The sequence below is a fragment of the Streptomyces pyxinicus genome, from assembly GCF_024753135.1.
GTDB lineage: Bacteria > Actinomycetota > Actinomycetes > Streptomycetales > Streptomycetaceae > Streptomyces > Streptomyces pyxinicus.
Window position 1 is genome coordinate 17,443 of the sequence record NZ_JANUGP010000033.1, and the last position, 17,792, is coordinate 35,234.

Genomic DNA, 17,792 nt, shown 5'->3' on the forward strand with positions numbered 1-17,792 from the left:
GCGGACGCGGCCTGCCACAGGGACGGCCGGGGGCTAACCCCCCGACGTACCACGTACGTCCCTTCCGCCCCGGCTCGGCGAGGGGACCGGTCAGTCGCGCAGCGACGCCAGCGCGGCGGCGACCCGCTCGGGCGCCTCCGGCGGTGTCGAGGCGTGCGGCGAGAGCCGGAGCGAGTCGGCGCGCACCGTGGCGGTCACCTCCTGGGCGTGCAACGCCTTGACGACGACGGACGGTTCGCGTTCCGGCACCGTGAAGGACAGGATGCCGGCGCGCCGCGCCGGATCGGCGGGGGACAGGACCCGGCCGCCGTACTCCGTGACGACCTCGGCCAGCTCCGCGACCCGTACGGCGATCGCGGCCTCGATCGCCGCGACCGTGTGCCGCTCGACGACCGCGAGCGCCGCCGCGAAGGCGGCGGCCGTCACCGGGCTCAGATGGGTGATCGACCAGCGCCCCGCGTCCGGCACGGGCGGATGCTCCGATCCGTCGAAGAGGCCCGCGTCCTCGACCCCGGTCCAGCCGGTGAGGACCGGCTCCAGTACGGCGAGGGCCTGGTCCGAGAGGGTCGCGAAACCCGTGGACCAGCCCGCCCGCAGCCACTTCTGCCCGCCCGCCACCACCACGTCGGCCGCGTCCCAGTCCATCGCCGCCACGCCGAACGCCTGGATGCCGTCCACCAGGAGCAGCCGGTCCGGTCCGATCACCTCGCGCAGCGCCGCCAGGTCCACCCGGTAGCCGGTGCGGAAGTCCACGGCACTGACGGACACGGCGACGACGTCCTCGGTCAGCGCGGACCGCACTAGCTCCGGGGTGACCCCGCCGCCGGGCGCGGGGTCGAGCCAGCGGGGCGTGGCCCGGCCCAGCCGCGCGGTCCGGCGCCACGGGTAGTGGTTGGCCGGGAAGTCGGTGGAGGGGACCAGGACCGTGCCCTCCCGGACGCCGAGCGCGGCCTGGAACAGTCCCGTGGACGCGTTCGGCAGCAGCACGGTGTGCCCGGCGTCGGTGCCGGCGAGCCGGGCGGCCGTCTCCCGTGCGACCCCCTCCGCGCGCATCAGGTCGTCCACGGTGCCGCGGGCGGCCCGGGCGGACTCCTCCATCGCGCGGGCGGTGGCGGCCACGGCGTCCCGGGACGGCGGCCCGAAGCGGGCGAAGTCGAGGTATCCGGCCGGTGTGTCGAAGTGGGTCGCGTACGGCGTGAGCACGGGGCTCGTCCTCCCGGGGATTCTTCTTACCGTGTTTTCATAGGCTGCCTATATAGGCGCGTGATACTCAGAAGTGTGGACCACGCGCAGGGTAAGGGGGACGCCCGGCAGACGGCTCGGGCGCTGGCGGACACCGCGTCCGCCGTGATCAGGGTCGTGACGGACCGCCGGGGCATGAGCTTCACGGCCGCCGCCACGCTGGCCCGGCTCGAACGCGAGGGACCCGCCCGGCTGACGGCACTCGCGACGGCCGAGGGCGTCACCCAGCCGTCGATGACCCAGTTGGTGCAGCGGCTTGAGCGGCAGGGCCTGGTGCTGCGGATCGCCGACGAGGTCGACGGCCGCGTGACCCTGGTGGCCGTCACCGACGCCGGCCGCGAGGTGCTCGCCGCCCGCCGGCAGGCCCGCGACGACCGCCTCGCCGCCCTCGTGGCCACGCTGCCGGACGCGGACCGGCAGGCCCTGCGGGAGGCGATGGAGATCGTCGCCCCGCTGGTCCGGCGCATGGTCGCCGACGACACCCAGTCCGCCGCCGTGACCGCCCGCGAAGACACCGGGAGCGTGTGATGACCGCCGAACAGACCGACCGGACACCGCCGGGCACCGGACCGGACGGTGCGCCGCGCCGCCGGACCTGGATCGGCGCCGACCACCCCCGCTACAAATGGGTCGCGCTGACCAACACCACGGTCGGCATGCTCCTGGCCACCGTCAACAGCTCGATCGTGCTGATCTCGCTGCCCGGCATCTTCACCGGCATCCGCCTCGACCCCCTCGAAGCCGGCAACGTCAGCTATCTGCTGTGGATGCTGATGGGCTACATGCTGGTCACGGCCGTCCTCGTCGTCGCGCTCGGCAGGCTCGGCGACATGATGGGCCGGGTCCGCATCTACAACGCCGGCTTCCTGATCTTCACGCTCACCTCGGTGGTCCTCTCCCTCGACCCCTTCCACGGCGGCAGCGGCGCGCTGTGGCTGATCGGCTGGCGCATCGTGCAGGCCGTCGGCGGCTCGATGCTGATGGCCAACTCGGCGGCCATCCTCACCGACGCCTTTCCCGCCCGGCAACGCGGCATGGCCCTCGGCGTCAACATGGTCGCGGGCATCGCCGGCTCCTTTCTCGGCCTGGTGCTCGGCGGGGCCCTCGTCACCTGGAACTGGCGCTCCGTCTTCTGGGTCAACGTGCCCATCGGCCTGATCGGCACGGTCTGGGCCTACAAGTCGCTGCACGAGACCGGCGTCCGCAGGCCCGGCCGCATGGACTGGTGGGGCAACGTCACCTTCGCCCTCGGCCTGACCGCGCTGCTCGCCGGCATCACCTACGGCATCCAGCCCTACGGCGGCCACACCATGGGCTGGACCAACCCCTGGGTCCTCGCCGGGCTCATCGGCGGCGCCGCCATGCTCGGCGTCTTCTGCGTGGTCGAGACGAAGGTCGCCGAGCCGATGTTCCCGCTGCGGCTGTTCCGCGACGCCGCCTTCGCCGGCGGCAACGCGGCCACCCTGCTCGGCGCCATCGCCCGCGGCGGCCTCCAGTTCATGCTGATCATCTGGCTCCAGGGCATCTGGCTGCCCCTGCACGGCTACGACTACGCCGACACCCCCCTGTGGGCGGGCATCTACATGCTGCCCCTGACCATCGGCTTCCTGCTCGCCGGACCCGTCTCGGGCGCGCTCTCCGACCGGTTCGGGGCGCGGCTGTTCGCCGCCTCCGGCTTCCTCGTCATGGCGGTGTCCTTCGCCGGGCTGCTCGTCCTCCCCGGCGACTTCTCCTACGGGGTGTTCGCCGCCCTGATCTTCCTCAACGGCCTCGGCGGCGGCCTGTTCGCGGCACCCAACACGGCGATCATCATGTCCAGCGTCCCGGCCGACGCCCGGGGCGCCGCGTCCGGCATGCGGGCCACCTTCCAGAACGCCGGCATGGTGCTGTCCATGGGCGTGTTCTTCTCCCTCATGGTGGCCGGCCTCTCCGGCACCCTGCCCAGCACCCTCACCACCGGCCTGACCGCGCAGGGCGTCCCCACGGGAGCCGCCCACACCGTCGCGCAACTGCCGCCGGTCGGCGTCCTGTTCGCCGCGTTCCTCGGCTACAACCCGATCCAGCACCTCCTCGGCCCGGACATCCTCGGCCGGCTGTCACCCTCCGCCGTGGACCATCTCACCGGCCGCGAGTTCTTCCCGCACCTCATCTCCCAGCCCTTCCACGACGGCCTGGTGGTCGTCTTCTCACTGGCCATCGCCATGTCCCTGGCAGCGGCCGGCGCCTCACTGGTCCGGGGCCGGACCCGGCCGGCGACAGCGGGCCCGGCTCCCGGCGCGCACCCGGAGCGCCCGGCGCCTGCCGACGCCGCCCCGGCACCCGGGATAAGCGGCCGGGTGACCGACAGCGCCGGCCACCCGGTCACCCAGGCGACCCTCACCCTCGTCGACCGGGACGGCCGGCAGTGCGCCCTGGCCAGAAGCGCCGGGGACGGCACGTACACCCTGACGCCGCCGCCCTCACCGTCGTACACCCTGGTCGTGTCCGCGCCGGGCCACCACCCCCGCGCGGTGCGGCTCACCGGCGACCCGGGACCCCCGGCCACGGACGTCACGCTGGCCGGTGTCGGCGGGGTGCGCGGCACCGTGCGGCAGGAGCGGACCGGGCTGCCCGTGCACGAGGCCCGCGTCACCCTGCTGAACCCGCAGGGCAAGGTGGTGGCCGCCGCCCTGACGGTCGCCGACGGCACCTACACCGTGCCGGACCTGGCCCCGGGTGACTACACGGTGGTCGTCTCCGGGTACGCGCCGGTGGCCGCGCGGGTCGCCGTCGCGGAGGGCGAGGCACGCCGGGTGGACCTCCGGGTGGGGCGGCGCACACCCGCGCAGTGACGCCGTTCGAGATGCCCGGACGCCCGGACGGTGGTTCCTTGGGACGAGGACGCGGCGCCCGGCACCGCGTTCCCTCCCGTTCGCGCGCAGGGCCAAGGAGGCCGTCATGGTCAGCACTCCGGACAACGCACTCGCCGGAAAGGTCGCCTTCGTCGGCGGCGCGTCACGGAACCTGGGCGGACTGATCAGCACCACCCTGGGAGCCGAGGGCGCGAAGGTCGCCGTGCACTACAACAGCGACTCCTCCCGCGCCAAGGCCGAGGACGTGGTCGCCCGGATCGACGCCGGCCCGGGTGAGGCGTTCGCCGTCCAGGCCGACCTGACCCGGCCGGCCGAGGTGGAGCGGGTCTTCGACGAGGTGGTCGACCGCTACGGCCGCCTCGACTACAGCGTCAACACCGCGGGCATGGTGCTGAAGAAACCGCTGACGGAGATCACGGAGGAGGAGTACGACCGGATGTTCGCGGTCAACTCCAAGGCCGCGTTCTTCGTGATGCGCGAGGCCGCCCGCCGTATCGAGGACGGCGGCAGGATCATCACGGTCGTCACCTCGCTGCTGGCCGCCTACACCGGCCTGTACGCGGCCTACGCGGGCAGCAAGGCCCCGGTCGAGCACTTCACCCGGGCCCTGTCCAAGGAGCTGTTCGGCCGGAACATCTCCGTCAACGCCATCGCGCCGGGACCGATGGACACCTCGTTCTTCTACCCGGCCGAGGACGACGACTCGGTGGCGTACCACAAGTCCTCCGCCATGAACGGCGACCTCACCAAGATCGAGGACATCGTCCCCTGGGTCCGCCACCTCCTGACCGACGGCTGGTGGGCCAACGGCCAGACCCTCTTCCTCAACGGCGGCTACACCACCCGCTGACCGCCGTGGCCCCCGCCCGTCAGGCCGGTTCGGGCTGGGGCTCCGGCTGTGCCAGGGGGGCGGGCGCCGGTTCCCACCGGCGGGTGGTCCGGACGTAGCCGTAGATCACCGAGGCCGTCGCCAGCAGGAGGAGCGGGCCGAACAGCAGGGGGTGCCGGGCCATCTCCAGCGGCAGATACCGGTAGGCCAGCAGCAGTCCGGTGAAGACGGCCGCGCCGTACGCCACCAGCCGGCCGGCGGCTCGGTCCCAGCCGCGTGCCTGCGCGCGCAGCGCGGCCTCGACGGTGAGCGCGAAGACCACGCCGGCGAGGAGGTCCACGCCGTAGTGGTAGCCGAAGCCCAGGGTCGCGGTGAGCGTGGCGACCAGCCAGAACGTCCCCGCGACGCGCAGGGCGCGTGGGCCCTTGCGGGAGTGGACGAAGATCGTGGTCGCCCACGCGGTGTGCAGGCTCGGCATGCAGTTGCGGGGGGTGAGGCCGTCGAACGGCACCGGGTGCGGGGCGGCGACCGGTACCGGTGTGTCCGGCCACAGGTTCGCCACCGCCCAGTGCAGGCCCCCGGTACCGGTGGCGCCCGGGCCGTAGGCGAAGACCGGTCCGACCACCGGGAAGAGCAGGTAGATGCCCGGTCCGAGGAGGCCGATCACCAGGAAGGTGCGCACCAGGTGGTGGCTCGGGAAGCGCCGCTCGGCCGCCACGTCGCGCAGCTGGTACACCGCGATGACGACCGCCGCCACGGCGAGCTGGCCGTAGACGAGGTCGAGGAGATGGGAACCGACCGGACCGGTGGCGCGGACCAGCCGGCCCACCAGCCAGGACGGGTTGCCGAGCGCGTGGTCGGCGGTCGCCACGTACGGGTCGAGCACCGTCGGGCGGGTCTTGGACGTGATGAGCAGCCAGGTGTCACCGGTCTTGCGCCCGGCCACCAGCAGCAGGGCGAGACCGACGCCCTTCAGCAGCAGCGCGCGCTCCGCCCCGGTGCGGCGCGTGACGGCGATGACCGCGCAGCCGAGGATCACCCACAGCGCTCCGTTGCCGAAGGGGTGTCCGCTCGTCATGTCCGCGTGCACCGCCCACCGCACGAGCAGGAAGACGGCGTCGACGCCGATCGCCACCCCGGCCGCGACCAGCCGTTCCCGCCAGGTGAGGACCACCATCATCAGGCCCAGGCTGGCGTACAGCAGGAATCCCGACTTGGGGAGGAACACGACCTCGCGCACCTGGGCGCTCACCGGTCCCGGCAGCCCGTAGTGGCGTGCCGCGATCTCCAGCGCGACGAGGAACCCGAGGGTCACCACGCCGGCCGCGGTCCACACCAGCGCCTGAGGCCGGCGCGGCACGGCGAGTCCGGCTCTTGATTCTGTTCGCGAGACGTCCCGCGGTCCGGTGGATATCAACTGTTCTGCCGCTTTGTTCCCTGGTGGCCGGATGGTCGCTCTGCTGGCTGCTCGTGATGAGCCGAATCATGTTATCGGAGTGATTCCGGCACACTCCGGGCGCGCCCCGATTCCCTCGCCGGGCCGGTGGCCGCGCTGCGGCTCGACACGGGAAACCGATCGGTTTACAGTCGGAGCGGTAGAGAAAACCGATCGGTTTCCCTCGGGGAGACCCGGAAGAAGGCACACCCATGACCGTCAACGGCTCCGTCGCCCTCGTCACCGGCGGCAATCGAGGTCTCGGCGACCGCTTCGTCCGCGCCCTGCTGGAGGCCGGCGCGAGCAAGGTCTACGCGGCGGCCCGCGACCCCCGCCAGATCACCGCCGAGGGAGCGGTCCCGCTCGCGCTGGACATCACCGATCCGGCCGCCGTGCGCGCCGCGGCCGAGCGGGCACCCGACGTGACCCTCCTCGTGAACAACGCGGGCAGTTCGTCCGGCGGCTCCCTCCTCGACGGCGAACTCGACGCCTTCCGCACCGACTTCGAGACCCATGTGCTCGGCACCCTGAGCGTCAGCCGCGCCTTCGCGCCCGTCCTCGCACGCAACGGCGGCGGCGCGATCCTCAACGTCCTGTCGGTGCTGTCCTGGGTCAGCCTGCCGGACGCCGCCGGCTACTGCGCCGCCAAGTCGGCCGAGTGGTCCGTCACCAACGCGCTGCGCGTGCGGCTGGCCGGCCAGGGCACCCAGGTCAGCGCCCTGCACGTCGGCTACATGGACACCGACATGGTCGCCCGACTCGACGCGCCGAAGTCCGACCCCGCCGACATCGCCCGGATCGCACTGGAGGGCGTGGACAAGGGCCTGCACGAGATCGTCGCCGACGACCTCAGCGGACAGGTCCGCGCCGGCCTGTCCGGGGGCGTGGAGGCGCTGTACCCGCAGCTCGCGCGCTGACCGGACACCTCACAGGTCCGTCACCTCGCTTCCCCGCAGGCTCAGCACCAGGTCCCTGGGCAGCCCGTGGGTGTCGTGCAGGTAGTGGAAGTCCTCGTCCGTCAGCGGCCGTCGGAACCGCGGCCGGGCGAGGACCCGCCGCCCGCGCTCCAGCAGCCGGCCGAACCGCCGCTCCTCGTCCAGCAGCAGACGGCGTACGGTGCCGGGGCCGGCGTCCTGCCGGAACCGGTCGAGGGTGTGCGTGACCAGCTCGTCCGGCAGGTCTCCGAGGCTGCGCGAGGGGTCCTCCCGCCACAGCACGGTGAGCACGCGGCGCAGCAGCCGGCGCAGCACGTACCCCTGCCCGGTGTTGGCGGGCCGCACACCGTCGCCGACGACCACGACGGCCGAGCGCAGATGGTCGTGGACCAGCCGCAGCGAGGGGTCGTCCAGCGGCCACAGGCGCGGCACGAGCCGGCGCCAGGGCTCGAAGACGTCGCACTCGAACACCGAGGATTCGCCCTGCAGCAGCGTGGCCAGCCGCTCCAGGCCGAGGCCGGTGTCGACGTTGCGCCGGGGGAGCGGCACCAGCGTGCCGTCGGCGAGGCGGCGGTGACGCATCATCACGTGGTTCCACACCTCCACCCAGCGGTCGTCGCGGGTGGGTGTCGACCGGGGCGGTCCGTCGCCGGTCCACAGGAAGATCTCCGAGTCCGGCCCGCAGGGGCCGACGGGCCCGTTGGCCCACCAGTTGTCCTCCACGGTGAGTTCCACGGGAACACCGTGTTCCTGCCACAGCCGGAGCGAGTCGGTGTCCGGTCCCACCTGGCCGTCCCCGCCGAAGACGGTGGCGTGCAGGCGCCCCCGGTCGATCCCGAACCCCTCGGTGAGCAGCCGGAATCCCCAGTCCAGGCTGACCGGGCCGTCGTAGTCGCCCAGCGACCAGGTGCCGAGCATCTCGAACACGGTCAGATGGGTGGCGTCCCCGACCTCCTCCAGGTCGGTGGTCCGCAGACACCGCTGCACATTGACCAGCCGCCTGCCCAGCGGGTGGGGCCGGCCCTCCAGGTAGGGGGTCAGCGGGTGCATGCCGGCGGTCGTGAACAGCACCGGGTCACCCGGCGGCGGCAGCAGGGTCGAGCCGGTGATCCGGCGGTGACCGCGGTCCTCGTAGAACTCGGTGAACGTACGGACTACCCGCTCCGTGTCCATGGGGTGGCTCCTTCGCGTGATCAGCGGGGAGGCGCCGGAGAACGGGGGCCGCGCGGTCGTCGTACCAGGGCGGGAAGAGGAGAACGCCACGGGAGCACCGGCGGGCCCGTTTCCGGTCGCCGGTGGGAGAAGAAGGTCAGACGGCGGCAACCGGCGAGCTGGTCGCTCGCGCGGTCGCGGTGACGGTTCGGCCGGTGACGTTCATGGCGGCGACCCTAGCGCGCCGATGCCACCGAGGCACCCGGTTTTCTGCGCGCCGGCCGCTTTTAACCGGCGTTCACGGCGCCGTCAAGCCCCGAATTCGCGGAACGTGACCGGGCCCCCGGGATCCGGCGTACTTGAAGCACGGCCCCACCGGAAACGGAAAGCCCCCGCAGGAGCGGGAATTCCCTCCCCGGCCGACATCCCGAAACCGACGAGAGCCGCCTCCGCACGGCCCGACCTCTCAAGGAGCAGACCATGACTCGTGACAACCACACCCCCGGTACCACCCGCCCCCAGCGCCGAGGCGTCCGTCTCGCGACCGTCTTCGCCTCCGCCGCACTGATCACCGGTGGCGTCGTCCTCCCGGTGTCCTCCGCGATGGCGGCCCCGATGCCGGCGTCGACGGTGAGCCTGGTGCGCGGTGGCGGCGCCGGCGGCGACGGCGGTGCCGGTGGCGGCGGCCTGATCGGCGGCGGCGGGGGCTCCGGCGGTTCCGGTGGCGGCAGCGTGCTGGGCGTGGGTGGTGCCGGGGGCAACGGCGGCAGCGGCGGTGACGGCATCCTCGCCGGTGGGGGCGGCGGTGGCGGTGGCGGCGGCGGGGACGGCGTCATCGGCGGTGCCGGTGGCAACGGCGGCAAGGGCGGTGACGGCATCTTCGCCGGCAGCGGCGGCTCGGGTGGCGGCGGCGGTGACGGTGTCCTCGTCGGCGGCAAGGGCGGCAACGGCGGGACCGGGGGCTTCGGTGTCCTGCAGGGCGGCAACGGCGGCAAGGGCGGCACGGGCGGCCTGGGCGGTCTCTTCGGTGGCCTCGGCGGCAATGGCGGAGCCGGCGGCGGCAGCGTCTTCTGACCGACGCGGTCCACGCGGCGGGGGCGGTCCTCGATACCGCCCCCGCCGTCCCCCGGGGACCTCACGTCCCCGGAGCCCCGGCAAGGAAAGTCCCGGCAACGAAAACGGAGAACCCCGATGTTCACAGCCACCTGGCGGCGCCCCGTCCTCCTGGCGGTGGCCGGCCTGGCCCTCGTCTCCGGCACCGCCTGCACAGCACAAGCCGCGTCCTCCGCGCTCGCCCCCGCCACCAGCCACTCCGCCGACTGCGGTGAGGGCGGCCGGGGCGGGCAGGGCGGCGCGGCCGGCGGGGGCGGTGAGCCCGGCCGGCCCGGCGAACCGGGCCGGCCCGGACACGCGGCCTGTCTGTCCGCCGAGGACCTGCCCGACAAGCCCGAGCGGGACCTCACCGGAGTGGACAAGCTCCGGATCGTCCTGATCGTGACCTCCGGGCACGCCACGAAGGCCGAGGTCGCCAAGAAGTACAAGATCACGGAGAAGGTGTACGACACCTGGGAGCGGCGGTTCCAGGACGGCGACTGGCTCGCCCTGCTGGACGGCGGCTCGCCCTTCCCCTCCTGACGCGAGGACCGGCGCCCTGCCCGGAGCACGGGCGGGGCGCCGGCCCAGGCGGCCCCGCACACCCACCGACCCCCTCGACCCTCTCACCCGGAACTCCCCGACAAGGAGAAAAGGCCATGCGCAGACGTTCCTCGACATTCGGTCTCGGCCTCGCGGTCGCGGCGGCCGTGGCGGCCGGCGGTGCGATGGCGCCGGGCGCGTCGGCCGCTCCCCTGCCGGGGGCCGCGCCCGGCACGGCCTCCGCCACCCGGCACCTGCCCACCGACGACACGGGGCCCGGTGCGACGACCGGCGGTGCCGGGACGCTCGGCGGCATCCAGCTCGGCAACGGCAGCGTCCGTATCGGCGACAAGATCTGCGCGGGCGACTGCGACGGGACCGTCAACGGCACCGCCGGCTCGGGCGGCGGCATCTGCGCGGGCCTGTGCGACGGCAGCGCCAACGGCGGCAACGGCACCACCGGGGCACCGGGACGCGACGGCGGCGCCGGCGGCAACGGCGGCATCTGCGTCGGCGTGTGCGGCGGCAGCGCCAACGGAGGCGCGGGCGGCCGGGGCGGGGACGCCGTGGGCAGCGGCGACGGCGGTGCCGGAGGCCGGGGCGGCAACGGCGGGATCTGCCTCGGAGTGGGCTGCGAGACCGCCGGACAGGGCGGTCGCGGGGGCGGCGGCGACGGCTGAGGCCCGGGACTCCCGGAGCGAGCCCCGAAATGCCCGGGGGTGGGCCCCGGGATTCCGGGGGCGGCGCGGCGGGAATTCACCCGACCGACCTACACCCCCGCCGTCCCGAGGTGCCGTGTTCAGCCATTCGGCTCACGCTGGAAGCGAACCCGATGTCGTTGCCGTCCCCGTGGTCCCCGCCCTGGTGGGAGGCATCATGGTCCTGCTGGCCCTGCTCGTACCGGTGCTGCTCATGCTCGTCGTGTTCGCCCTGGACGCCTACGAGAACCTGCTCTTCCCCCCGCCGCCACCCCCTCCCGCCGAGCTGGACCCGCTCGGTCCTGACCCCTCCGAGAACTGAACCGCTCTCCGAGGGGTGGGCCGGGACCCGGCAGAATCGGCCCGTGCACATACTGTCGTTCGCCGAAGAAGCCACCCCCTCCGTGCTGCGCGCGCAGGTGCGGGAGATCCAGGAGCAGGCGTGGCCGTCGCCGGCCGGGTCGGCCGCCGATCCGGAAGCCCCCGCCCACGACCCCCTGCTGCGGCCCCGGTCGATGCTCCTCGTCCGGGACGGGACGGTGCTGGCCGCACTGGACATCCTGTCCAAGGAGATCACCCACGCCGGCCGACGGTACGCGGCAGCCGGCCTGAGCGCGGTCGTGACGCGGCAGGAGAACCGGGGGCAGGGCCACGGCCGCCGTCTGGTGGCGGCGGGCCGCGAGGCGATGATCACGAGCGGCGCGGATCTGGGGCTGTTCACCTGCGACCGGCCGCTCCGGTCGTTCTACGAGAGCGCCGGCTGGCGGGTCCTGCCCGGGACCGTCCTGGTCGGCGGCACGCCTCGCGATCCGTTCCCCAGCGACCGGCCGGGCTTCGACAAGGTCACCATGGCCGGCCTCTTCACCCCGTGGGCGCGGCAGGCGGAGGCGTCGTTCCACGGCAGCAGGATCGAGCTGTACCCCGGGGACATCGACAAACTCTGGTGAGCCTCACCGACGGTCATCCTCTCCGAGCCACGGAAGCAGCAGGTCCAGCAGGGGGCCGGGGCGGTCCAGCGGGATGATGTGCCCACAGTCCGGCAGCACGTGACCCCGGAGATCGTCGGCGTGCGGGCGCAGCTGGTGTTCGAGGGCGCGGCCCACCGGATGGGCCCCGATCGTCATCGTCGGCACGGTGAGACGGGCGGAGCCGAGCGCGGCCTCGATCTGGCGAACCGTGTCCGGCAGTGCCCGGTAGAGTCCGAAGGCACCGCGCAGCGCGTCCGTGCCGCGATAGGTCCGGACGATGGCGTCGCGCACCTCGTCACGCACCCCCCGGCCGAGCGTGCCCTGGTCCAGGAACCAGCCGACATAGCGCTCCTCGTGGCCCACCAGCACGGACTCCGCGAGAGCGGGCACGGCGTGGAAGCCGAACCACCACGGCGGGCCGTCGGCGAGGAAGCCCTCGGCGCCCGGCAGCCGGCCCAGCAGCGACTCCATGAGCACCAGCCGCCGTACCAGGCCGGGCCCGCGCATCCCCAGCAGGAACGCGGGCGGGGTACCGGCATCGATGCCGACCACGGCCGCCGACTCCACGTCCAGCGCCGCCAGCAGTGCCTCGGCGTCGGCGGCCAGCGTGCCGGCGTCGTATCCGTCCGGCGGCCGGGCGCTGTCACCGAAGCCCCGCAGGTCGGGGGCGATCACGCGCCACCGCCGGGACAGTTCGCCGATGACGTCGGTCCACAGCCGCCAGGTGTGCGGGAAGCCGTGCAGCAGCAGTACGGCGGGGCCGCGACCGGCCGTCGCCACGTTGAGTGCCACGCCGTTCACCGTGATCCGGCGCAGCTCGACCTCCGAGACGGGCATGGCGGCCTCCTTCGGTCACCCACAGTACGGGGCACCGGCTCGCGGAGTGACGGCACCGTCGGGATACCAGGGGGCCGTCCGCCATCCGGACGGCCCGGCAACCGCGTGGGCCTTACATCTACCGTTCGCCGCACGGACGACAGCCGACGACGAGAGGGCGTGCCGGATGACCGGGCGGACGGTGCGGGACACGAGCCACGACACAAGCCAGGAAACCCCGGCGGCCGTCGTCCTCCTGCGCGAGGTGAGCGTCCGCCGCCACGCCGGCGACCACCTGATCCTCGACGGCGTCGACTGGACGGTCCGGCCCGGAGAGCACTGGGCGCTGCTCGGGGCCAACGGCGCCGGCAAGACGACCCTGCTGCGGCTGCTCGGCGCCCTCATGCACCCCACGACCGGCAGCGTCGAGGTGCTCGGCAGCAGGCTCGGCCGGGTGGACGTCCGTGACCTGCGCGCCCGCATCGGGCACGTGACAACCGCCCAGCGGGTGCCCGGCGACCTCACCGCCCACGCCGTGGTCCTGACCGGCCACACCGGCACCGTGCAGCCGCTGTGGCGCGTGTACGACGACGAGGTCCGCCGGCGCGCCCACGAGCGGCTGGCCGAGCTGGACATCAAGGAGTTGGCCGACCGGCCGTACGGCGTGTGCTCCGGCGGACAGCGGGCCCGGATCCTGATCGCGAGGGCCCTGATGGCGGAGCCCGCGCTGCTGCTCCTGGACGAGCCGTTCAACGCGCTCGACCTGCCGTCGCGCGAGGACCTCATCGACGCCCTCCACCAACTGGCCGGGGGACGGCCCCGGTTGGCGACCGTCACGGTCACCCACCACCTGGAGGAGCTGTCCCCGGTGATCGGCCACGCCCTGCTGCTGCGCGAGGGCCGGATCCTGGCCCGGGGACCGGTCACCGAGGTGCTGACCGACGCGACCCTGACCGAGTGCTTCGGCCGGGGCATCACGGTGACCCGCCGGGACGGCCGCTGGGCGGCGTACTCGCGGGGGCGGGCGCCCCGGGGCTGAGGCACGCGAGCGCCCCTGTGCCACAGCCACCGTGCCGGTCCCCTCAACCCCGCTCGTGGACGTGGAAACCGCGCCCGGTCTTGCGGCCGAGCAGCCCCGCCTGCACCATCCGCCGCAGCAGCGGCGGCGGGGCGTACAGCGGCTCGCGGAACTCCTCGTAGAGGGAGTCCGCGATCGAGGCGACGGTGTCCAGGCCGATCAGGTCGGCGAGCCGCAGCGGCCCCATGGGATGGGCGCAGCCCAGTTCCATGCCGGTGTCGATGTCCGCCGCCGTGGCGAAACCGGACTCGGCCATACGGATCGCGGACAACAGGTAGGGGATCAGCAGGGCGTTGACGACGAAGCCGGCCCGGTCCCGGGACCGGATCACCGTCTTGCCCAGCACCCGGGACGCGAAGTCCGCCACTCTCGCGGCCGTCGCGGCCGAGGTGTGCAGGGAGGTCACCACCTCCACCAGCGGCAGCACCGGGACCGGGTTGAAGAAGTGCAGGCCCACGACCCGGTCCGCCCGGCCGGTCGCCATGCCGAGCCGCATCACGGGCAGGGACGAGGTGTTGGTGGCCAGCACGGCCGACGGCTCCCGGACGATCTTGTCGAGGGCGGCGAAGACCTCCGTCTTGGCCTCCGCGTTCTCCACCACCGCCTCCACGACGAGGTGGCGGTCGGCCAGGTCGTCCAGATCCCCGGTGAACACGAGGCGGTCGAGGGCGCCCCGCGCGGCGGCCCGCTCCAGCCTGCCGCGCCCCACCGCGCGGTCGAGGGAGGCCGCCACCCGCTCGCGTGCGGCCCGCGCCGCGACCGCGTCGACCTCGCAGACCACCGTGTCGAGACCGGCCCGCGCGCACACCTCGGCGATGCCGGCGCCCATCTGCCCGCCGCCGACCACACCGACGCGCCGGATCTCCCCGCTCATGCCTCGCCCCCGGCCCGCCGCACCAGGTGCCGCGTGTAGGCGTCCGGAGTGAAGAACTGCGGCAACTCCCCTTGCAGCGCGCCCCGTTCGAACAGTGCGCGGATCTCCTCCACCGGCGCCCACGGATACTCCGCCCCCACCGCGTCGATCTCGGCGTCCAGCAGCTCCAGCACGGTCCCCCGCTCGATCACCCGATGCCGCAGCCACTGCCAGAGCTGCACACGCGCGATCTCGGCGGTCGCCGCGTCCTCCATGAGCCCGTCCAGCGCGACGGCGCCCTGCCCGCGCAGCCAGGCGGCGAAGTACCGCACCGCGACAGCCACGTTGGTGCGTACCCCGTCCGGAGTGGGCGGCCCGCTGATCCGGCGGACGGACAGCAGGTCGGCCGGGCCCACCTCCACGTCGTCCCGGGTCCGGTCCAGTTGGTGGGGCCGGTCGCCGAGCACGCCGTCGAAGACCTCGCGGCAGACCGGCACCAGCGCCGGATGCGCCACCCAGGAGCCGTCGAAGCCGTCCTCGGCCTCCCGTTCCTTGTCCAGGCGGACGGTGGCGAACGCGGCCTCGTTCGCCACCGGGTCCCGGCCGGGGACCTGGGCGGCCATGCCGCCGATGGCGTGCGCCCCGCGCTTGTGGCAGGTGCGGACCAGGAGTTCGGTGTAGGCCCGCAGGAACGGGGCGGACATGGTGACCTTCGCGCGGTCGGGCAGGAGGAAGTCGGTGCGGTGTCCAAAGGTCTTGATCAGACTGAACAGGTAGTCCCAGCGGCCCGCGTTGAGCCCCGCGCCGTGCTCGCGCAGCTCGTAGAGGATCTCCTCCATCTCGAACGCGGCGGTGATCGTCTCGATGAGGACGGTGGCGCGGACGGTACCGCGCGGGATGTCCAGCAGCTCCTGCGCCAGCAGGAAGACGTCGTTCCACAGCCGGGCCTCGTAGCGGTTCTCCAGCTTCGGCAGGGAGAAGTACGGGCCGTGGCCGGCGTCGAGCTGCCGCCGCGCGCAGTGGAAGAAGTACAGCCCGAAGTCGACGAGCGCGGCGGGCACGGGCCGGCCGCCGTACTCCAGGTGCTCCTCGTCCAGGTGCCAGCCCCGGGGCCGTACGACGATGGTGGCGAGACGTTCCCCGAGCCGGTACTCCCTGCCCTCGGGCGTGGTGAAGTCGATCCGGCGCTCGATGGCGTCGAGCAGGTTGAGCTGGCCGCCGACGACGTTGTCCCACAGGGGTGCGGTGGCGTCCTCGAAGTCCGCCATCCACACCTGGGCACCGGAGTTGAGCGCGTTGACGGTCATCCGGCGGTCGGGCGGACCGGTGATCTCCACCCGCCGGTCGGTCAGGCCCGGCGCGGGCGGCGCCACCCGCCAGCGCGGGTCGTCGCGCACGGCCGAGGTGACCATGGGGAAGTCCAGCGGGGTGCCGGCCGCCAGCCGCAGCACCTGCCGGCGGCGCTCCTTCAGCAGATCCAGGCGGCGCGACGCGAAAGCCTCGACGAGCCGGCCGACGAAGTCGAGGGCGGCGGGGGTGAGGATCTCGTCGTGCCGGTGACCGGGGGCGGCGAGGACGCGGACGGTGCCGGGCGGGGCGATCGTGGTCATCGGGTTCTCCTGGGTGGGGGAGCGGGGCGGAGACGGAAAGGGCACGGCCGCCGCCGGTCCGTGCCCGACGAGGGGGCGGACCGGCGGGCGTCGGAGCGCTCTAGTGGAACTGCTCCTCCTCCGTGGAGCCGGCCAGCGCCGTGGTGGAGGAGGCGGGGTTGACGGCGGTGGAGACCAGGTCGAAGTAGCCCGTGCCGACCTCGCGTTGGTGCCTGACGGCGGTGAAGCCCTGCGCCTGGGCGGCGAACTCCCGTTCCTGGAGGTCGACATAGGCGGTCATGCCGTGCTCGGCGTAGCCGCGGGCCAGGTCGAACATGCCGTGGTTGAGGGAGTGGAACCCGGCCAGCGTGATGAACTGGAACCGGTAGCCCATCGCGCCCAGTTCGCGCTGGAACTTGGCGATCTGGTCGTCGTCCAGCGCCGCCTTCCAGTTGAAGGAGGGCGAGCAGTTGTAGGCCAGCATCCGGTCCGGGTACCGCGCGTGGATCGCCTCGGCGAACTCACGGGCCTGGGCGAGGTCCGGGGTGCCGGTCTCCACCCAGATCAGGTCGGCGTACGGCGCGTAGGCCAGACCGCGCGCGATCACCGGGGCCATGCCGTTTTGGACCTGGTAGAAGCCCTCCGCCGTGCGCTCGCCGGTGGTGAACTCGGCGTCGCGCTCGTCGACGTCGCTGGTGAGCAGGTTCGCCGCGAGGGCGTCCGTGCGGGCGATGATCACCGTCGGCACGTCGGCGATGTCGGCGGCGAGGCGGGCCGCGTTCAGGGTGCGGATGTGCTGGGAGGTGGGCACCAGCACCTTGCCGCCGAGGTGGCCGCACTTCTTCTCGGAGGCGAGCTGGTCCTCGTAGTGGATGCCCGCCGCACCGGCCGCGATCATCGCCTTCGTCAGCTCGAAGGCGTTCAGCGGGCCGCCGAACCCGGCCTCGGCGTCCGCGACGATCGGCGCCAGCCAGTCGGTGGTGTCGCCGGCGCCCTCGGAGGCGGCGATCTGGTCGGCGCGCAGCAGGGCGTTGTTGATGCGGCGCACCACCTGCGGCACCGAGTTGGCCGGGTACAGGCTCTGGTCGGGGTAGGTGTGGCCGGCCTGGTTGGCGTCGGCGGCGACCTGCCAGCCGGACAGGTAGATGGCCTGGAGCCCGGCCCTGACCTGCTGGACCGCCTGGCCGCCGGTGAGCGCGCCGAGCGCGTGGACGTAGTCCCGCTCGTGCAGCTGCCGCCACAGCCGCTCGGCGCCGCGCCGGGCCAGGGTGTGCTCCTCGCGGACACTGCCGGAGAGCCGGACCACATCCTCGGCGTCGTAGGTGCGCTCGACGCCCTGCCAGCGGGGGTCGGTCGCCCAGCGCCGCGCCAGCTCCTCGGCCGCCTGTGTCCTCGCGTCTGCCATGACTGTCACCGTCTCCTCGGTCTGTGGCGGCTGCCAATGTCCCCGTCCGGGTGGAACGGGGGTGGCACTGTGTGTCGTAGAGCTGGGTACGGCCCGCCGTCATCCGGTGGGACGGAGGTGAGCAACGCTGCCGTGCGCGGCCTCCACCGTCCCGGGGTCGTACGACGTCAGGGCGTGAGTCGTGGCCCGGGTGCGGAAGTCGGCCGCCGGGTGGCCGGCGGGCCGTAGGACGACTGTGACATTGGCACTGAGTGCCATCAACCGTGGAGTGTTGCCAAGTTCTGCGCATCTTGCGCCCGCCGTCT

At 73.4% G+C, this 17,792-nt stretch carries 17 protein-coding genes; 10 read left to right on the top strand and 7 right to left on the bottom strand.

The window, feature by feature from the left end; translation table 11 throughout:
* Window positions 1–90: 90 nt before the first annotated feature.
* Window positions 91–1,203: an aminotransferase class V-fold PLP-dependent enzyme gene (locus tag NX794_RS30605; protein ID WP_258782714.1), complete on the bottom strand. Its 1,113-nt coding sequence runs from the start codon at window positions 1,201–1,203 to the stop codon at window positions 91–93.
* A 75-nt stretch (window positions 1,204–1,278) separates the two neighbouring features.
* Between NX794_RS30605 and NX794_RS30610 the strand changes: the two genes are divergently transcribed.
* The 3 genes from NX794_RS30610 to NX794_RS30625 all read left to right on the top strand — a co-directional run bounded on the left by NX794_RS30610 (window position 1,279) and on the right by NX794_RS30625 (window position 4,944).
* Complete coding sequence (locus NX794_RS30610; protein ID WP_258782721.1) at window positions 1,279–1,770, top strand: MarR family winged helix-turn-helix transcriptional regulator; 492 nt, start codon at window positions 1,279–1,281, stop codon at window positions 1,768–1,770.
* A complete protein-coding gene (locus NX794_RS30615) occupies window positions 1,770–4,073 on the top strand; it encodes an MFS transporter (RefSeq protein WP_428985991.1) in 2,304 nt (767 codons plus the stop codon). Before NX794_RS30610 ends, NX794_RS30615 begins: the two co-directional genes overlap by 1 nt.
* A gap of 106 nt (window positions 4,074–4,179) precedes the next feature.
* Window positions 4,180–4,944, top strand: coding sequence for an SDR family oxidoreductase (locus NX794_RS30625; protein ID WP_258782723.1), 765 nt, complete (start codon window positions 4,180–4,182; stop codon window positions 4,942–4,944).
* A gap of 19 nt (window positions 4,945–4,963) precedes the next feature.
* On the opposite strand, the gene NX794_RS30630 is transcribed toward NX794_RS30625, so the two are convergent.
* A complete protein-coding gene (locus NX794_RS30630) occupies window positions 4,964–6,283 on the bottom strand; it encodes a phosphatase PAP2 family protein (RefSeq protein ID WP_428985992.1) in 1,320 nt (439 codons plus the stop codon).
* Between the two features lie 287 nt (window positions 6,284–6,570).
* Between NX794_RS30630 and NX794_RS30635 the strand changes: the two genes are divergently transcribed.
* On the top strand, window positions 6,571–7,275 hold the full coding sequence (locus NX794_RS30635; RefSeq protein ID WP_258782724.1) for an SDR family oxidoreductase: 705 nt from the start codon (window positions 6,571–6,573) through the stop codon (window positions 7,273–7,275).
* Between the two features lie 9 nt (window positions 7,276–7,284).
* Here NX794_RS30635 and NX794_RS30640 read toward each other — a convergent pair whose 3' ends face one another.
* The gene (locus tag NX794_RS30640; RefSeq protein ID WP_258782728.1) at window positions 7,285–8,466 is read right to left on the bottom strand and encodes an alanine--tRNA ligase-related protein; all 1,182 of its coding nucleotides are present in this window, start codon (window positions 8,464–8,466) and stop codon (window positions 7,285–7,287) included.
* A gap of 459 nt (window positions 8,467–8,925) precedes the next feature.
* Between NX794_RS30640 and NX794_RS30645 the strand changes: the two genes are divergently transcribed.
* The 5 genes from NX794_RS30645 to NX794_RS30665 all read left to right on the top strand — a co-directional run bounded on the left by NX794_RS30645 (window position 8,926) and on the right by NX794_RS30665 (window position 11,725).
* Window positions 8,926–9,519 carry a hypothetical protein gene (locus tag NX794_RS30645; RefSeq protein ID WP_258782730.1) on the top strand — a complete coding sequence of 198 codons (594 nt, stop codon included), beginning with the start codon at window positions 8,926–8,928 and terminating at the stop codon, window positions 9,517–9,519.
* Window positions 9,520–9,636: 117 nt separating this feature from the next.
* Window positions 9,637–10,080 (top strand): helix-turn-helix domain-containing protein, encoded by a 444-nt coding sequence (locus tag NX794_RS30650; RefSeq protein ID WP_258782732.1) that lies wholly within the window; start codon window positions 9,637–9,639, stop codon window positions 10,078–10,080.
* A gap of 116 nt (window positions 10,081–10,196) precedes the next feature.
* Window positions 10,197–10,760, top strand: a complete 564-nt coding sequence (locus NX794_RS30655) for a hypothetical protein (RefSeq protein ID WP_258782733.1) — start codon at window positions 10,197–10,199, stop codon at window positions 10,758–10,760.
* 196 nt (window positions 10,761–10,956) lie between these two features.
* Window positions 10,957–11,100 carry a hypothetical protein gene (locus NX794_RS30660; protein ID WP_258782734.1) on the top strand — a complete coding sequence of 48 codons (144 nt, stop codon included), beginning with the start codon at window positions 10,957–10,959 and terminating at the stop codon, window positions 11,098–11,100.
* A gap of 43 nt (window positions 11,101–11,143) precedes the next feature.
* A complete protein-coding gene (locus NX794_RS30665; protein ID WP_258782735.1) occupies window positions 11,144–11,725 on the top strand; it encodes a GNAT family N-acetyltransferase in 582 nt (193 codons plus the stop codon).
* A gap of 3 nt (window positions 11,726–11,728) precedes the next feature.
* Here NX794_RS30665 and NX794_RS30670 read toward each other — a convergent pair whose 3' ends face one another.
* Window positions 11,729–12,583, bottom strand: a complete 855-nt coding sequence (locus NX794_RS30670) for an alpha/beta hydrolase (RefSeq protein WP_258782736.1) — start codon at window positions 12,581–12,583, stop codon at window positions 11,729–11,731.
* Between the two features lie 166 nt (window positions 12,584–12,749).
* On the opposite strand from NX794_RS30670, the gene NX794_RS30675 reads away from it, so the two are divergent.
* A complete protein-coding gene (locus tag NX794_RS30675) occupies window positions 12,750–13,601 on the top strand; it encodes an ABC transporter ATP-binding protein (protein ID WP_258782737.1) in 852 nt (283 codons plus the stop codon).
* Between the two features lie 43 nt (window positions 13,602–13,644).
* Here the strand turns inward: NX794_RS30675 and NX794_RS30680 are convergent, their stop codons facing one another.
* The 3 genes from NX794_RS30680 to aceA form a co-directional block, all read right to left on the bottom strand.
* Window positions 13,645–14,514: a 3-hydroxybutyryl-CoA dehydrogenase gene (locus tag NX794_RS30680; RefSeq protein ID WP_258782738.1), complete on the bottom strand. Its 870-nt coding sequence runs from the start codon at window positions 14,512–14,514 to the stop codon at window positions 13,645–13,647.
* Window positions 14,511–16,103 carry a malate synthase A gene (gene aceB / locus NX794_RS30685; RefSeq protein WP_258782740.1) on the bottom strand — a complete coding sequence of 531 codons (1,593 nt, stop codon included), beginning with the start codon at window positions 16,101–16,103 and terminating at the stop codon, window positions 14,511–14,513. The genes NX794_RS30680 and aceB overlap by 4 nt, the downstream gene beginning before the upstream one ends.
* A gap of 100 nt (window positions 16,104–16,203) precedes the next feature.
* Window positions 16,204–17,487: an isocitrate lyase gene (aceA, locus tag NX794_RS30690; RefSeq protein ID WP_258782741.1), complete on the bottom strand. Its 1,284-nt coding sequence runs from the start codon at window positions 17,485–17,487 to the stop codon at window positions 16,204–16,206.
* Window positions 17,488–17,792 lie beyond the last annotated feature (305 nt).